General features: G+C 71.6%; 14 protein-coding genes. 12 read left to right on the top strand and 2 right to left on the bottom strand.

Going from position 1 to position 16,105, the window contains the following annotated elements; translation table 11 throughout:
• Window positions 1–24: 24 nt before the first annotated feature.
• Window positions 25–525: a HEAT repeat domain-containing protein gene (locus DV20_RS29260; RefSeq protein ID WP_051736175.1), complete on the bottom strand. Its 501-nt coding sequence runs from the start codon at window positions 523–525 to the stop codon at window positions 25–27.
• Window positions 522–3,749 (bottom strand): phage tail protein, encoded by a 3,228-nt coding sequence (locus DV20_RS29255; protein ID WP_235191002.1) that lies wholly within the window; start codon window positions 3,747–3,749, stop codon window positions 522–524. Before DV20_RS29255 ends, DV20_RS29260 begins: the two co-directional genes overlap by 4 nt.
• Before the next feature lie 191 nt (window positions 3,750–3,940).
• On the opposite strand from DV20_RS29255, the gene DV20_RS29250 reads away from it, so the two are divergent.
• The 12 genes from DV20_RS29250 to DV20_RS29190 all read left to right on the top strand — a co-directional run bounded on the left by DV20_RS29250 (window position 3,941) and on the right by DV20_RS29190 (window position 16,104).
• Window positions 3,941–5,494 carry a phage tail sheath family protein gene (locus DV20_RS29250; protein ID WP_043785976.1) on the top strand — a complete coding sequence of 518 codons (1,554 nt, stop codon included), beginning with the start codon at window positions 3,941–3,943 and terminating at the stop codon, window positions 5,492–5,494.
• 18 nt (window positions 5,495–5,512) lie between these two features.
• A complete protein-coding gene (locus tag DV20_RS29245; RefSeq protein ID WP_043785975.1) occupies window positions 5,513–5,956 on the top strand; it encodes a phage tail protein in 444 nt (147 codons plus the stop codon).
• A gap of 4 nt (window positions 5,957–5,960) precedes the next feature.
• Window positions 5,961–6,407 carry a hypothetical protein gene (locus DV20_RS29240; RefSeq protein ID WP_043785972.1) on the top strand — a complete coding sequence of 149 codons (447 nt, stop codon included), beginning with the start codon at window positions 5,961–5,963 and terminating at the stop codon, window positions 6,405–6,407.
• Window positions 6,404–6,562, top strand: a complete 159-nt coding sequence (locus DV20_RS29235; protein WP_003098516.1) for a DUF6760 family protein — start codon at window positions 6,404–6,406, stop codon at window positions 6,560–6,562. Before DV20_RS29240 ends, DV20_RS29235 begins: the two co-directional genes overlap by 4 nt.
• A 99-nt stretch (window positions 6,563–6,661) precedes the next feature.
• Window positions 6,662–9,841, top strand: coding sequence for a hypothetical protein (locus tag DV20_RS43480; protein ID WP_200876521.1), 3,180 nt, complete (start codon window positions 6,662–6,664; stop codon window positions 9,839–9,841).
• A gap of 11 nt (window positions 9,842–9,852) precedes the next feature.
• A complete protein-coding gene (locus DV20_RS29220; protein WP_013226669.1) occupies window positions 9,853–10,299 on the top strand; it encodes a phage tail protein in 447 nt (148 codons plus the stop codon).
• A gap of 2 nt (window positions 10,300–10,301) precedes the next feature.
• On the top strand, window positions 10,302–11,069 hold the full coding sequence (locus tag DV20_RS29215; RefSeq protein ID WP_043785963.1) for a CIS tube protein: 768 nt from the start codon (window positions 10,302–10,304) through the stop codon (window positions 11,067–11,069).
• Window positions 11,062–12,885: a VgrG-related protein gene (locus tag DV20_RS29210; protein ID WP_043785961.1), complete on the top strand. Its 1,824-nt coding sequence runs from the start codon at window positions 11,062–11,064 to the stop codon at window positions 12,883–12,885. The genes DV20_RS29215 and DV20_RS29210 overlap by 8 nt, the downstream gene beginning before the upstream one ends.
• 13 nt (window positions 12,886–12,898) lie before the next feature.
• Complete coding sequence (locus DV20_RS29205) at window positions 12,899–13,180, top strand: PAAR domain-containing protein (RefSeq protein ID WP_043785959.1); 282 nt, start codon at window positions 12,899–12,901, stop codon at window positions 13,178–13,180.
• A gap of 1 nt (window position 13,181) precedes the next feature.
• A complete protein-coding gene (locus DV20_RS29200; RefSeq protein ID WP_043785957.1) occupies window positions 13,182–13,607 on the top strand; it encodes a GPW/gp25 family protein in 426 nt (141 codons plus the stop codon).
• Window positions 13,607–15,568, top strand: coding sequence for a putative baseplate assembly protein (locus DV20_RS29195; protein ID WP_043785955.1), 1,962 nt, complete (start codon window positions 13,607–13,609; stop codon window positions 15,566–15,568). The genes DV20_RS29200 and DV20_RS29195 overlap by 1 nt, the downstream gene beginning before the upstream one ends.
• Window positions 15,565–16,104 carry a phage tail protein gene (locus DV20_RS29190; RefSeq protein WP_043785953.1) on the top strand — a complete coding sequence of 180 codons (540 nt, stop codon included), beginning with the start codon at window positions 15,565–15,567 and terminating at the stop codon, window positions 16,102–16,104. The genes DV20_RS29195 and DV20_RS29190 overlap by 4 nt, the downstream gene beginning before the upstream one ends.
• The last annotated feature ends 1 nt before the right edge of the window (window position 16,105 follow it).

Genomic DNA, 16,105 nt, shown 5'->3' with positions numbered 1-16,105 from the left:
GGGGCGTGATATTGACCGGTCCCGTCAGGGGTTCCGGCCGAGCAGGCGCTGCCACCGTTCGCGTTCCCCGGGGCGCAGGATCGACAGGGATTCCTCGGCGGCCTGCTGGACGAGGGCGTCTTCACTCGCCAACAGGCGGATCAGCGCGTCGACCGAGTCCGGCGAGTCATACCACCGAAGCTGCTTGGCCGCATACCAGCGGGGGGACCGCGTGTGCCGGGCGCGATCGGCCTCCCTGAGCAGCGTCCGGTGGATCCGGGGGTCGCGATACGACTCGAGGGATTTCAGCGCGTGCACGACGACGGACTCGGCCGGATCGTGCTCGACCAGCCCGACGAGCAGGGGGATGGCCCGGGCGTCGCCGATCTCGCCAAGCCCGTATGCGGCCGTTTCGCGCACCTCGGCGTCGGGGTCGCCGGCCGAGGCCGAGAGGAGGTCGAACAGGCCCGGTCCCGCTTCCTCGATCGCCTGGTCGAGCCGGTCCTCGCGGAGGATCGCGGCCTGGTCGCGTCCGGTGTCCTTCATTTCGCTCGCTTGAGGTATTCGGCGGGAATCCGGCCCTCGATGAGAACCTCGTGATTCTTGATCATAATCGCCCGGACATCACCTGCCAACTTGCGGATCTTGGGCTTTTCCCCGAGCATCATGGCGTGGACCGCGTCCGGGGTCAGTATCCGGATGACCCCGTCCTTTTCGAGTTCCTTCAACGCATCCCACACCGCCTTCGCGATGTTGTCCTTCTTGGTGAATTTCGCGGCGCCACCCTTCTTGTCGCCGATGATCTCGGAGAACGACACGTAGCGGCTGGTCATCTCGCCCTGCTTTTCCCGGACGTGCGCCCACGGCGTCTGCACGTCGGCCTCGTCCGCCAGCTCGCTGCCGAGGGGCACGCCCACCGCGTCCCCCTCGCGCCACTGGTCGTCTCCCCGGAAGAGGAACTTCCGGCCGCCGGCCTCCTCGCTGGCCTTGCCGACCTCCTCGGCGAGCTTGATCGGCTCGTCCGACTCGACATCCGCTTCGCCGACCTTTTCTCCGGCACTGGCCGTCGCGACGACCGAGAAGTGGCCCGGCCGGTCCTTGTCGGGTACCGCGGAAAGCGTCTTGAGCCCTTCCGGCCGGAGCGTGCGCAGGATGTTCTCCGTCACCGCGCGCAGGCCGTTCCGATCGTGGAACTTGGCCGCGGTCGGCCCGGTGAGCATGTCGTGGGCCTTCTTCTTGACCGCGCGGCTCCGCTCGTCGTCGCCGCCGCCCTTCTTGCCGCCGCCCTTCAGCCTCGACCAGACCTTCTTCCCGGCCTTGACGATCGTCCCGACGACCGAGTCGATCACCTTGCCCACCGGGGCCTGGACCTTCTCCAGCACCGACTTGATCTTCTCCGAAATGCCGCCCAGTCCCAGCAGGCTCGCCAGGAACCCGAGCACCATCGGCAACGCCTTCGCCAGCGTCCGCTCGATCAGCCCGGCCACCGCGCCCGCGCCGCCGCGGGCGATCGACTCCACCGAGTCCAGTACCGAATCCACGAACTCCTTGATCTGGGCGGCCTTGTCCACGAAGAACAGCACGATGTCGTAGATCGCCTTGCAGGCCTTGATGAACGCCGCCGCGGGGTTGAGCATCGAGATGATCCAGGTGATGCCCGCCTTGACGATCTTCTCGATCACGAAGTCCTTGATCTGCCCGAGCACCAGCTCCTTGAGGTCGCCGAGCTTCGCGACGATCCAGCGCCACAGGCCGGGCACGCCCTCGGTGACCAGGACCTTGACCACGTCCAGGGTCTGCTCCAGCTTCGCCAGCACCGGCTCCGGGATGAACCGCAGGATCCGCGCGCGGACGCTCGCCCAGGTCAGGCCCAGCAGCGACAGCACCATCTTCAGGATGCCCTTCGCGTCCAGCGACTCCGGGATCTCGATGCCCGCACTCGCCAGGTTGCCCAGCAGCCACCCCTTCAGCCCGTCCTTGAGGTGCTGGACGATGTTGGCGCCGAAGTTCAGCACCCCGGTCTTCACGGCGTTGACCAGGTTGCCGAGGAACTCGATCGGCTTCGCGATGATCAACCCGACCGCGTTGGCCGCCCGGGACAGGACGCCGAGCAGCATGTCCTTCAGTTTCAGGATGGTCTCGATCGCGCCGCCGACGGCCTCCTTCGCCTTGCTCCACAGGCCCTTGTTCTCCGCCTGCAGCGCCTTGATCTCCTCGTCGACGGCGGTGCGGGCCTCGCTGTACTTCTGGGCCAGGTCCTCGACCAGCGCGTCCTGCTTCTCGTCGACGGACTTCTCGAGGTCGTCGAACTGGCCGCCGAACTCCTTCGCCGCCTCGCCCGCGATCTTGCGCAACGCCGGCGACTGGGACGCCACCTTCTGCTGCACGCGGGTGCGGCCGTCGGCGATCAGCTGCTTCGCCTCGCCCAGCTTCTGGCCGACGAAGTCCGCGATGTCGCCGATGACGCCCTGCATCTTCGACTCGTAGACCTTTTTGGCCTCGAGGAAGAGATTGTTCGCCTCGGCGGGCAGGTCGGCGAAGAGGTCGTACGCCCAGCGCGCCGCGCCCGTGATCCCGTCGTAGCGCTCGTCCTTGTAGCGCTTCATCCGCGCCTGGTGGTCGGCGGTGAAGGCGGCCTTGGCCTGGGCCTCGCCCGCCTCGAACTTCTTCGCCACCTGGTCGTCGAGCGCGCCCAGCACGCCTTCGACCTTCGTCTTGGTCTCGTCGAAGATCGCCTTGATCTCGCCGGTGATCCGGGCCCGGTCCTGCTCGTCCTTGGACTTCGTGGCCGACTTCGCCGCCTGCCCCTTCTGCCCGGCCGACGAACGCGCGCCCGTCATGCCCGCCATCGCGGCCTGCCCGGACGCCTGGGCCGCGCCGGTCACGGCGGCCAGCTGCCCGGCCTCGGACTCGCGGACCGCGGCCGGCGCGGCGGCCGTGTGCTGCTCGCCTGCCTGCTTGGCGGCCAGCGCACCGGTGAACTCCGGCTCGTTGGACTCGGCCAGCTGCTGGTCGGTGACGCCGGCCGCGGCCATCGCCCCCTGTGTCTCGCACTGGCCGGCCCGCAGGTCGATCTGCTCGGGCGGTGCCTTGTCCGGCGTCGCCTTGCGTGCGTCCGGGGGCGCCAGTGCCGGCGGTGCCGGTGGTTGCGGCAGCGGCGTGACCGGCTTCTCCACGGCGCGGCCGGGGTCCGGCGGCTCCTTGGTCCGGTCGGTGACGTCCTTGGCCGAGGCGTCCTTGCCGCTGGTGACCTTGCCCAGCACCTCGGTCCTGATCTGGTCGGCTTTGCCGGAGGTGGCGAACTTGTCGGCCTCGTCGAGGTTCTTCGGGGCCTGCTTGGCGATCGCGGCGTTGACCGCGGCGATGAAGGCCGCCTTGTCGAAGCCGGCCGGCTTCGCCGCCGCCATCTTGTCCGCCTGGGCCGCCTTGGCTTGGGCGTCCTTGTCGTCGGCGGGCGCCACCGCGGCGTCCTGCGCCTTCTTGACCTCCGCGCCGGCGGGCGGGTGCGCCTTCGCCGTTTTCGCCCTGTCGCCGACGTCCTTCTTCAGCGACTGGAACTTCGGGTCGGCCGACGGCGTCACGCCGGGCGGCGCGACCGGGGGCGCGGGACAGCCCTGCCGTTGCAGCGCGACCAGCCCGGAGACCGCGGCGTTGCCCGCCGAAGCCTGCAGGCGCAGCAAGGTGGGCTGGGTCGCCCGGCGCGCAGGACGGGCCGGCCGCGCGGGCTGCCCGGACGGCTCTCGTGGCGCCTTGTCCCGCCCCGTTGGCATGGGTTCAACTGTCGGCCGTGCCGGGCCGGTTGCCAACGGCCGGACGGGCGGGCACGGCTGCCCGAACGGGCAGTTGCCTTTAAGGGCAGAGATCGGTTCCCGCGGGCCTAGCCGCACGGTCGTTCCGCGGAGAACGCCCTGGCAGCAGCATCGCCGGAGACAAGACTTGTGCGTCGACAAGGGAGGCACGCATGCCCACCTATCTCACGCCGGGGGTGTACGTCGAGGAGATCGAGGCGGGCGCACGGCCGATCGAGGGCGTGGGCACCGCCGTCGCCGCCTTCGTCGGCTTCGCGGCGGACGGTCCCTTCAACACCCCGACGCTGGTGTCCAACTGGGGCCAGTTCACCCAGACCTTCGGGGACTTCATCGACGGCTGCTACCTGGCCCAGTCGGTCTACGGCTACTTCCTCAACGGCGGCACCAACTGCTACATCGTCCGCATCGGCGGATCCCGGGCCCAGGACAACGGCGCCGGGCCGAAGCAGATCGCCGCCCGCCAGGCCGTCCTCGGCGGCTACCGCTTCGTCGCAAAGGAGCTGCCGGAGGGCAAGCCGGCCGGCGAGATCACCGTCGAGGTCGCCGAACCGACCGGCGAGAACCCGGCCGAAGACCGGTTCACCGTGCTCGTCAAGCAGGACGGCAAGGTCGTCGAGACCCACAACGTGACGACCAAGCGCACCAAGGAGAACGTCGTCACCGCGGTGCGGGAGAAGTCCAGCTACATCACCATCGAAGAGGTCGCCGCCGGCGGCGCGGTCGCCAAGCCCGACAAGGGCACCGCGGTGCTCGCCGCCCCGGCGAAGGAGTCGGACGCGCCGCCGGTCCCGCGCCGCGTCGCGGCCGACGACTACGTCGGCGACGTGGCCGACCGGACCGGGTTCGGCGGCCTGGAGGCGATCGACGAGATCACCATGGTCGCCGCGCCGGACCTGATGGCCGCCTACCAGCGGGACCTGATCGACCTGGACACCGTCAAGGCCGTGCAGCTGGCGATGATCGCCCACTGCGAGCTGATGGGCGACCGGATGGCGATCATCGACCCGCCGCCGGCGCTCAACCCGCAGGAGGTCCGCAGCTGGCGGATGGACGCGGCCGGCTACGACTCGAAGTACGCCGCGCTGTACTACCCCTGGGTCCAGGTCCTCGACCCCGCCTCGGGCACCAACACGTTCATCCCGCCGAGCGGTCACATGGCCGGCGTCTGGGCCCGCACCGACGCCACGCGCGGCGTCCACAAGGCCCCGGCCAACGAAGTCGTCCGCGGCGCGCTGGCGCTCGAGACGCACCTGACCAAGGCGGAGCAGGAGCTGCTCAACCCGATCGGCGTCAACTGCGTGCGGTCGTTCTCGGGCAAGGGCATCCGGGTGTGGGGCGCGCGGACGCTGTCGAGCGACCCGGCGTGGCGCTACCTGAACGTCCGGCGGCTGTTCAACTACCTCGAGGAGTCGATCCTCAACGGCACCCAGTGGGTGGTGTTCGAGCCGAACGACGACGCGCTGTGGGCCCGGATCCGGCGCACGATCAGCGCGTTCCTGGTCATGGAGTGGCGCAAGGGCGCGTTGTTCGGGCTCACCCCGGACGAGGCCTTCTTCGTCAAGTGCGACCGCGAGACCAACCCGGCCGAGGGCATCGACCTCGGCCAGGTGATCTGCGAAGTCGGCATCGCCCCGGTGAAACCGGCGGAGTTCGTGATCTTCCGGCTGGCCCAGATGTCCGGTGGCACCAGCCTGGTCAACGAATAGTGAAGGGACTCCTCTGACATGGCACTTCCCGATCTCGACAAGGCGGTCGGCCACTCCTTCGGTCTGGAGATCGACGGCGTCCAGATCAAGCAGATCTCCGAGGTCTCCGGCCTCAAGATGGAGCAGGACGTCATCGAGCTCAAGCAGAACACCGTCGACGGCAAGTACGTCATCAAGAAGCTGCCCGGCCGCCCCAAGGCCGGCGAAGTCACCCTGACCCGTGGCCTGACCGAGGACAACAGCTTCGAGAAGTGGGTCAAGGACGCCCACTTCGGCAAGATGACGACCGCGCGCAAGGGCGGCGCGATCATCGTCTACGACTACGAGGGCGCCGCGATCAAGCGCTACAAGCTCACCAACGCCTGGCCGAAGAGCCTGGAGATCGGTTCGCTGAAGGCGGGCGACACGAGCGTGCTCACCGAGAAGCTCGTCATCACCTACGAGCAGATGGAAGTCGAGTGAGCCGATGCGCAGGGTGATGGCGTCGGCGCCGGTCGAGGAGGCGCCCGTTCCGGCGGGCGAGCCCCGCGCCGAGCGGCCGAAGCTGCGGACGGAGTTCGCGTTCGAGCTCCCGCGCGGATACGTCGACGACGAGGGCAAGGTGCACCACTCCGGGGTGATGCGCCTGGCCACCGCGCGCGACGAGCTGATCCCGCTGCGGGACGACCGGGTGCGCGAGAACTCGGCGTTCCTCACGGTGGTGCTGCTGGCCCGGGTCGTCACCCGGATCGGCGACATCACCGACGTGCACGCGGGGATCATCGAGAACCTGTTCGCCTCCGACCTGGCGTTCCTGCAGGACATGTACCGCCGGGTCAACAGCGAGGGCCACACCAGGGCGGGCGTCGCCTGCCCCGAGTGCGGCCACAGCTTCGTCGTCGACGTCGCCGGTGGCCGCCTGGGGGAATCGTGACGTACGCGGCCGACCGGCTGCACGAGGAAGTCGCGTACGTCGCCTACCACCTGCACTGGTCGCTGGACGACATCCTCGACCTCGAACACCCCGACCGGTTGACCTACGTCGCCGAGATCGCCCGGATCAACACCCGGATGAGCCAGGGACGGTGACGCACGATGTGGTTTCGCCGGAAGCAGGCGGGCCCGCCCGCGGCCGCGCCGGTGCCTGAGCCGGCCGCGCTGCCGGTGACGCGGGGGGAGTGGCGGAGCGTGGCACCGATCCAGCGGGTGCTGGCCGAGCACCCGCTGGTCAACCCGGTGCAGCGGTTCAGCTCGGCGCTGACGTCCTGGCAGAGCCCGGGCTACCTCGGTCCGCTCGGCCACCGGATCGGGCCCACGGAGCCGGCGGGCGTCATCGGCAACCTCGTGCGGCCGGCGCCGGAGGCCGGCGGCTCGGTGCAGCGGGTCGTGGCCCCGGCACCGGAGCGGCGGCCGGAGGAACCGGCGGAGCTGCCACTGGTGCTGCCGGTCGTTTCGGAGCGTGCCGCGGTGCCGCCGTTGATGTCGGCCGGCGACGCGGTCACGCCGCCGGTGCGGACCCTCCAGGCGGTTCCGTCCCCTGTGGACACCTCGGTGGCCGGTACCGGTCCGGTGGTCCCGTTGGTGGCGCGGGATCCGTCGGCTGTTTCGGAACCACCGGGTGGTTCGGAACCGCCGGCTGTTTCGGAGGCGCCGATCGTCTCGGCACCGCCGGGCGTTTCGGAGGCGCCGGCCGTTTCGGCACCGCCGGGCGTTTCGGAGGCGCCGGCGGTTTCGGAAGCGCGGGTCGAGCTGCCGCTGGTCCAGCGGACCGAGCAGGCGGTACCGCGGCGCCTGGGCCTCGGCGCGCCGATGCTGCCCGGCCCGGCTTCGGTGTCCCGCCTCGCGGACGCGGTCCCACCAGGGCCACCGAGTGCGGGCGCTTCGGCCGCGCAGCCGCCACCCGATTCCCCGCCGGTGAACAGCTTCCGCCCACTCGACACCCCGGACGCGCGTCCCGGGACCACGGAGCCGCCCGGGACACCGGGCGGCTCGACGAGCGTTTCCACGCCGTTGCCGGTGGCGCGGGCGGTCGATTCGCCGGGGGCCGGGAACACGGTGCAGTCGCCGCTGCCGGTGGCGCGGGCGGTCGATTCGCCGGGGGCCGAGACCACGGTGCAGTCGCCGCCGTCGGTATCGCGGGCGACGGCAGCAAACGTGCCCACGGCACTGCCGGTGGTAGCGCCCGCGGCCGACGCCCCGGCGACCTTCGGCGCACCGGCTGACACCCCGGCACTTGCCGGCGCGGCGGGGATGCCGAGTTCGGCGCTGCCGACGGAGACTCCGGCGCTTTCCGGCACGGAGGAGGTGTCGACGCTGCCGATGGTCGAGAGCCCGGCACTGTCCGGCGTGCCGGTCGCGCAACGGTCCACGTTGGCGGCGTCCGGAACTCCGGTGCTCCCGGCGGCGCAGGAATCCTCCCCGTCGGCGCCTTCCGGGGGGCCACCGCCGCTTCCGGTGCTCCGGGTGGGCGAGCCCTCGGCGCGAGCGGCGGAGGCAACACCCCTTCCCGTGCTGCGCGCGGTGGAGACTCCGACCGGTTCGGCGGGAGAGGCACAGAGCGCTTCGCTCCCGGTCGCTTGCGCCACCGAAGGGTTGGCCCCGATGGCGGGAACTGCGGTTCCGCCTCTCCCGGCAGCCGGGGCGGTCGAGACCCCGGGACCCCCCGCGGCCGGCAGCGCAGAAGGCTCGGCAACGCCGGTGGCGGGGGCCACACCGCTCCCGGTGGCGCGGTCGATCGAGACCCCGGGACTGCCGGCGGCCGGCTCGGCGGGGGAAGCGGCAGTTCCACCGCTGACGGCCGCCCGGGCGATCGAGACCGCAGGACCCCCCACTCCCGGGGCGAGCCTGCCGGTGGCGCGGGCACTCGAGACTCCGAGAATTTCCGCGGCCGGGCCGACAGTCTCGCCGCAACCGGTCACGCGGGCGTTCGACACCTCGGGATTTTCCGCGGCCGGGTCGGGCGGGGCGGCGTTACCGGTGGCGCGGGCGCTTGAGAATCCGGCACTTTCCGCGGCTGGTTCGGCGGGCGAACTGGCAGTTCCGTCGTTGCCGGTGGTGGGGGTGGCCGACACTCCGGGACTTTCGGCGGCCGGCTCGGTGAGCGGACCGGCGGTTCCGTCGTTGCCAGTCGCGCGGGTTGTCGACACCCCAGGACTTTCTGCGGCTGGTTCGGCGGACGGAGCCGCAGTGCCGTCGTTGCCGGTGGCGCGGGCGATCGATACGTCGGGACTTTCTGCGGCTGGTTCGGTGGGTGGGGAAGCGGTGCCCTCGTTGCCGGTGGCGCAGACGTTCGAAACCCCGGAACCTTCCGCGGCCGGCTTGGCGGGCGGAGCGGCACTGCCGCCGCTGCCAGTCGCGCGGGCGTTCGAGACTTCGGGACTTCCCACGGTCAGTTCGGGCGGGGCGGCGGCGCCGATGGCGCGGGCGCTTGAGACTCCGGGACTTTCCGCGGCCGGCTCGGCGAGCGGGGCGGCAGTTTCGGCGCTGCCGATTGCGCGGGCGGTCGACACCTCGGGATTGTCCGCGGCCGCCTCGCCGAGCGGGGCGGCAGTTTCGCCACTGCCGGTCGCGCGGGCGGTCGACACCTCGGGATTGTTCGCGGCCGGCTCGGCGAGCGGAGCGGCAGTTTCACCACTGCCGATTGGGCGAGCGGACGACAACTCGGAATTTCCCTCGACCGGCTCGGCGGGCGCGGCGGCAATTTCGCCACTGCCGATCGCGCGGGCGCTCGACCCCACGGGACTCTCCGCGGCCGGCCGAGCCGCACTGCCGTCGTTGCCGGTCGCGCGGGCGCTCGAGAACCCGGGACTTCCCTCATCCGGCTCGGCGGGCGGACCCACGGTTCCGTCGTTGCCGGTCGCTCCGGCGAACGGGGCTTCGGGACTTTCCGTGGCTCGGGCCGTCGAAGGAGCGGCAGCCCCGTTCGTGGGATCGATGCCGCTCTCGCCGGCGCGTTCTCTCGACCTCACGGGATCCCCCGAAGGCACAGCGGGAACCGCGCGGGCCGTGGCCGGAGCCGCGATGCCGCTCCTGGTGGCCCGCGCGATCGAGACCCCGGGACTCCCCGTGGCCGCCGGGCCAGCAGAAACCACCGCGCCGCCGCTGCCGGTCGCGCGGATGGCCGATCAGTCCACTCCGGACCCGCCGCCGAGTCCGGTCGTCCAGCGCGATCCGGAACCCGCGCCCGCCGCGCCGCCCGCCGTCGTCGCCGCGCCTACCGCTGTGGCCGCGGTGTCGCCGCCGCCCCAGCCGCAACCGGAAACCGAGGAGCTCGTCAAGAAGCTCTTCGATCCGCTGCTGCGCCGCCTCAAGACCGAACTGCGTCTCGACCGTGAACGCCGGGGCGCGCTCACCGACCGCCCGCACTGAAGGAGGAGCCGATGCCGGACACCGAAGAGGCCGTTGCCGTCTGCTATGTCGTCAAGCTGGACGACAAGAACCTCGGCAACCTCGGCGCCTTCTCCAGCTGTGACGGGCTCGGCTGCGAGTTCGTCATGGAACAGCGGGAAGAGGGCGGCAACAACGGCATGGTCTGGCAGCTGCCGACCCGGATCAAGTACTCGAACATCAAGCTGTCGCGGCCGGTCACCGAGGCCAGCTCGCAGATCACCAAGTGGTTCGCCAGCCTGGCCGGCGGGATCGAACGCAAGACCGCCACCATCGAGGCGCGCACCCTCGAAGGCAAGGTCATCGCCAGCTGGGCCCTCGAAGGCGTCGTCCCGGTGCGGTGGAGCGGGCCGCAGCTGTCGCCCGACTCCCCGAAAGTCGCCACCGAGACCCTCGAACTGGCCCACCACGGCTTCCTCAGCCCGGCGAAGAAGGGCTGACCATGTCCTCGCCCGTCACCTTCACCTCGGCCGGCTCCCAGCCGCCCGCCGCCTACGGGTCCGGGGAACCGGCGCCCTCCAACCTGCAGCGCGCGCTGCTGGAAGTGCGGAAGCCGCCGCAGTCCGGCGGGACCGGGCAGCCGCCCGGGGACAAGATGTTCGACATCAAGTTCCAGTTCAACCCCAAGGAACTCTCGGTCAGCAAGAACGCCAAGTGGGGCCGGGACGCCCAGCCGAACGCCAAGAAGAGCGCGCCGCCGCAGTTCAAGGGGTCCGATCCGGCCAAGCTCGCGCTGGAGATGTTCCTCGACGCCACCGACAAGATGGACGACGCCGTCGTCAAGAAGGTCGAGCAGCTGTTCACCTGCTGCGTGGCCACCGAAGACAGCCGCCAGCACAAGAAGCCGTCGCCGCCGTGGGTGATCTTCAAGTGGGGCGGCATGACCGGCTTCCCCGCCTACGTCGCCTCCGTCACCGCCAAATACACGCTGTTCACACCGTCCGGGACGCCGGTGCGGGCGGTCTGCACCGTCAACCTGGAGGAGATCTCGGGCGAGCTGGGCGGGCAGAACCCGACGTCCGGCGCGCTCGCGGCCCGGGACACGCACGTGCTCGTCGCCGGGGACTCCCTGCCCTCGGTGGCCTTCCGCGCCTACGGCGACGCCGGGAAGTGGCGCGAGATCGCCGACGCCAACGACATCGACGACCCGATGCGGCTGCGGCCCGGCACCCGGCTGCTGGTGCCCGCGCTGGAGGAGCTCGATGGCTAACGAGACCTTCACGAACACCCTCCTCGTCGAGGTCGAGGGCACCGCGCTGCCCGACGACGTCAAGGTCATGCTCAGCTACGCCTACGTCGACGACAGCCGGAACCTGCCCGACACGTTCGTGCTGCGCTTCCGCGACCCCGGCACCGTCGTGCTGGAGAAGGGCAAGTTCAAGGTCGGGGCCAAGATCAAGCTCAAGGTCCAGACGTCCGACCCCGAAGCGCCGCAGGACCTGCTCTCCGGCGAGGTCACCGCGGTCGCCATCGACCTGGACGCGCACGGCACCTTCACCGAGGTCCGCGGGTACGACCACGCGCACCGGCTGTTCCGCGGCCGCCGCGTCGCGGCCTACCCGAACATGACGATCGCGGACGTCGTGCGCAAGGTCGCCCGGCGCGCGGACATCCCGGTCGCGAAGGTCGACGACGTCCCGGGCTTCGGCGGCCGCCCGAACACCCAGCTGTCCCAGGACAACGTCAGCGACTGGGAGTTCCTGTCCCGGCTGGCCGACGTGGTCGGCGCGCAGATCGCCGTCCGCGACGGGAAGCTGAACTTCGAACTGCCGGAGAAGCCCTCCGGCGCGCCCTCGACCACCACCAGGGCGACCGCCGACCCCCTGGTCCTCGAGGCCCACGGGACCCTGGTCAGCCTGCGCGCCAGCGTCACCGCGGCCGAACAGGTCCCCGAGGTGCGGGTCACCGGCTGGGACTACGAGCACAAGCGGGCGATCACCGCCACCGAGACGCCGAAGAACGCGGGCACGGACGTGCCGGCGGTGGACCCGGTGGCGCTGGCGCGCAAGTTCGCCAGCCCGCCCTTCCTCGACGCCGCCGCGCCCCGGCGCACCCAGGGCGAGGCGAACGCGACCGCGAAGGCACTGGCCGAGAAGCTCGGCGGCGCCTGCACCGAACTCGACGGCGTCGCCAAAGGCAACCCGAAGCTGCGCGCGGGCACCGCCGTCACGCTCACCGGCGTCGGCCAGCCCTTCTCCGGCAAGTACACGCTGACCAGCACGCGCCACCTGTTCAACGGCGACGTCGGCTACACCACCGAGTTCGCCGTGTCCGGCAGGCAGGAACGCTCGCTCTACGGCCTGGTCGCCGGCGGGGCGCGGGGATCGGCGTGGCCGGGGGTCGTGCCCGCCGTGGTGTCCGACCTCCGGGACCCGGCGAAGCTCGGCCGCGTCAAGCTCACCTTCCCGTGGCTGGACAAGGACTTCTCCAGCACCTGGGCCCGCACGGTCCAGCCCGGCGCGGGCAAGGACCGCGGCGCGGTGGTGCTGCCCGAAGTGGGCGACGAGGTCCTGGTGGGTTTCGAACACGGCGACTTCGAGGCGCCCTACGTGCTCGGCGGACTGTATAACGGCGTAGACAGCACGCCGTCGAAGTTCACGAAACCCCTCGTCGACGACAACAGCGGGGAGGTGACGCTGCGCGGGTTCGTCTCGCGCAAGGGCCACAAGCTCGAGTTCGCCGAGGAGGACGGGATCATCCTGTCCTCCGGGGACGCGAAGTTCGTGGTCAAGATCGACCAGAAGAACCAGGTCATCGAGGTGACCAGCGGCAAGAGCGTCACGGTCAAGGCCCGGAACGGCGTGAGCATCGACGCCGGGACCGGGCCGCTGGAGCTCAAGGGCCAGAAGGTGTCCGTGAAGTCCCAGACCGACGCCAGCATCGAGGCGACCAGCCAGCTGAAGCTCAACGGCACCGCGGGCGTGAAGGTCGAGGGCGCCACGGTTTCGGTCGCGGGCCAGGGCCAGACGGAGCTGACCGCCGGCGGTGTCGTCACCGTGCGCGGCAGCGTGGTCAAGATCAACTGACGGGGGAGTGCGCATGCCACCAGCCGCGAGGGTCGGCGACCCGACCGGGCACCCGGGCGTCATCGCCGGGCCGGGGGTGCCGACCGTGCTGATCGGCGGGATGCCCGCCGCGAACGTCGGGACGCTGCACACGTGCTCGTTCCCGCCGCCCGCGGTGCACCCGCCGACGCCGATCGCGCCGCCGGGCTGCCCGACGGTGCTCGTCGGCGGGATGCCCGCGGCCCGGATGGGCGACATGGCCGCCTGCGGCGCCCCGATCGTCATGGGTTGCCCGACCGTCCTGATCGGAGGCTGATGTGACGGCGACAGGAAACGACTTCCTCGGCCGGGGACTGGCGTTCCCGCTGCACACCGACGCGACCGGCTCGATCGCGCTGGTGGGCGGCGAGCGGGAGGTCGTCGAGAGCATCCGGCTCATCCTGGCGACCTCGCCCGGCGAACGCCCGATGCGGCCCGAGTTCGGCTGCGCGGTGCACGACCTCGTGTTCGCGCCCGCCGACGCGGCGACCGCCGGGCAGATCGCCTACGAGGTCCGGGTCGCGCTGGAGCGCTGGGAGCCGCGGATCACCCTCGACGACGTCGTCGTCAGCTTCGACGAGGCCGACCGGGGCACCCTGCTGATCGACATCCGGTACCGCCTGCGCGGCACCAACGACCCGCGCAACCTCGTCTTCCCCTTCTACGTCATCCCGCCGCACGATTCGGGCGAGGACGGTGCGTGATGACCCTGCCGATGCCCAACCTCGACGACCGCCGGTTCCAGGACCTGGTCGACGAAGCCAAGTACCTGGTCCAGCGCAACTGCCCGGAGTGGACGGATCACAACGTCTCCGACCCCGGCGTCACGCTGATCGAGACGTTCGCGCAGATGGTCGACCAGCTGCTCTACCGGCTCAACCGGGTGCCCGACCTGCACTACCTGCGGTTCCTCGACCTGATCGGCGTCCGGCTGTTCCCGCCCGCCGCGGCGCGGGCCGAGGTGACGTTCTGGCTCTCGGCCGCCCGTGACGTCCCGGTCGTCGTCGCGGCGGGCAAGCAGGTCGCGAGCGTGCGCAACGAGGTCGAGGACCCGGTGGTCTTCACCGTGGAGCACACGCTGAACATCGTGCCGTGCTCGCTCGCGCACCTGGCGACCAGCACGGCCGACACGGGTCTGCCGCCGGTCGACCGCACCGACGAACTGCTCGTCGGCGGGGGCCCCGCGGCCTTCTCCGAAACGCCGGCGCCGGGCGACGCGGTCCTCTTCGGACTGTCGGGCGCCGTGCCCGGCTGCGCGGTGCTGCTGCGGACGAACTGCGAGGTCGAGGGCCAGGGCGTCGACCCGCGCGACCCGCCGTGGCTGTGGGAGGCCTGGGACGGCACCGGCTGGGCGGCGTGCGAGGTCGACCGGGACAGCACCGGGGCGTTCAACCGGGCCGGCGACATCGTGGTGCACGTCCCGCAGGGGCACACGATGTCGGTGCTGGCGCGGCAGCGGGCCGGGTGGCTGCGGTGCCGCCTGGTCGAGGCGAAGCCGAACCAGCCGTTCTACCAGCGTTCGCCCCGCCTGCACGCGGTCGAAGCCTCGACCATCGGCGGCACGGCCGGCGCCGTGCACGCCGAGATCATCCGCAACGAGATCGTCGGGACCTCCGACGGCACGCCGGGCCAGCGGTTCCCGCTCGGCCGTCCGCCGGTGGTCGTCGGGGAGGGCGAACTCGTCGTCGAGGTGTCGGGCCCGGACGGCTGGGAGCCGTGGACCGAAGTCCGCTCCTTCGCCGACTCCGGCCCGGACGACCGGCACGTCGTGCTCGACCGCGTCGGCGGGCAGGTCGCGTTCGGCCCCGCGGTGCGCCAGCCCGAGGGCGGGCTGCGCTGCTACGGGGCCGTCCCGGCCAAGTCCGCCGCGATCCGCGTGCCCGAGTACCGGTCCGGCGGCGGGCGGCGCGGCAACGTCGCCCGCGAGGTCCTCGAGGTGCAGCGGGACCCGATCCCGTTCGTCAGCAGCGTGGTCAACCGCCGTCCGGCGATCGGCGGGGTGGACGGCGAGTCGGTGCGGGACGCGGCGGTCCGCGGCCCGTTGCTGCTGCGCACCCGCGACCGCGCGGTCACCGCCGAGGACTACGAGCAGCTGGCGCGCGAAGCGGCGCCGGAAGCGGCCCGGGTGCGGTGCATCCCGGCGCACGGCGCCGACGGCCGCGAGACCGGCGCGATCCGGGTCCTCGTCGTGCCGGCCGTGCCCGACACCGGCGAACTCGCCTTCGCGACCCTGATGCTCGAAGCCGGCATGCGCGGCCGGATCGAGCGCTACCTCGGCGAACGCCGCTGCGTGGGTGCGCTCGTGTCCGTGGAACCGCCGTTCTACCAGGGCGTGACGGTGGTCGCGCGGCTGCGCGCCCGGCGCCGGACGACGGCGGGCACGCTCGGTGCCCGGGCCAGTGAGGCCCTCTACGACTACTTCAACCCCATCAGCGGCGGCCCGGACGGCGACGGCTGGCCGTTCGGCCGCCCGGTGCAGTCGGGGGAGGTGTTCGCGGTGCTGCAACGGCTTCCCGGCGTCGAGCTGGTGGAGGACGTGCGGCTGTTCGCGGCGAACCCGATCACCCGCGAACGCGGCGAGCAGGTCGAGCGGCTCGACCTGCCGCCCAACGCGCTGGCGTTCTCGTTCGGGCACCAGGTCCGGGTGCGGGAGGCGGGCGCATGAGGACGGGGATCCCGGGGCTGCCGAGCCCGCACCCGATCGGCGAGCAGCTGCCGTCGGTGTACGCCGAGGACCGGTTCATGCAGGGTTTCACCGGCGCGCTCGACGAGGTGCTCGCGCCGGTCATCTCCACTTTGGACAACTTCTCCGGCTACCTCGACCCCGGGGTGGCGCCCGCGGACTTCGTCGGCTGGCTGGCGCACTGGGTCGCGTTGCGCGTCGACGAGAGCTGGAGCCCGGAGCAGCTGCGGCAGCTGGTGACGCGCTCGGTCGAGCTGCACCGGTGGCGCGGTACGCGGCGCGGGCTGACCGAACACGTGCGGCTGCTGACCGGCGGGGAGGTCGAGGTGACCGACAGCGGTGGCGTCGTCGCCGAACCGCGGCCCGGCGCGCCGCTGCCGGACCCGGGACCGCCGTGGGTGCGGGTGCGGGTACGGGTGCCTGAACCGGGCCGGCTCGACGTGCGCCGGCTGACGGCGGCGGTCGTGGATGCGGTGCCCGCCCACGTGCGGGTCACGGTGGAAGTCCTGGAGGGCTGAG

Origin of the sequence: Amycolatopsis rifamycinica (assembly GCF_000695625.1) — a bacterium.
Classification (GTDB): domain Bacteria; phylum Actinomycetota; class Actinomycetes; order Mycobacteriales; family Pseudonocardiaceae; genus Amycolatopsis; species Amycolatopsis rifamycinica.
This window is presented reverse-complemented; position numbering and strand designations above follow the sequence as displayed.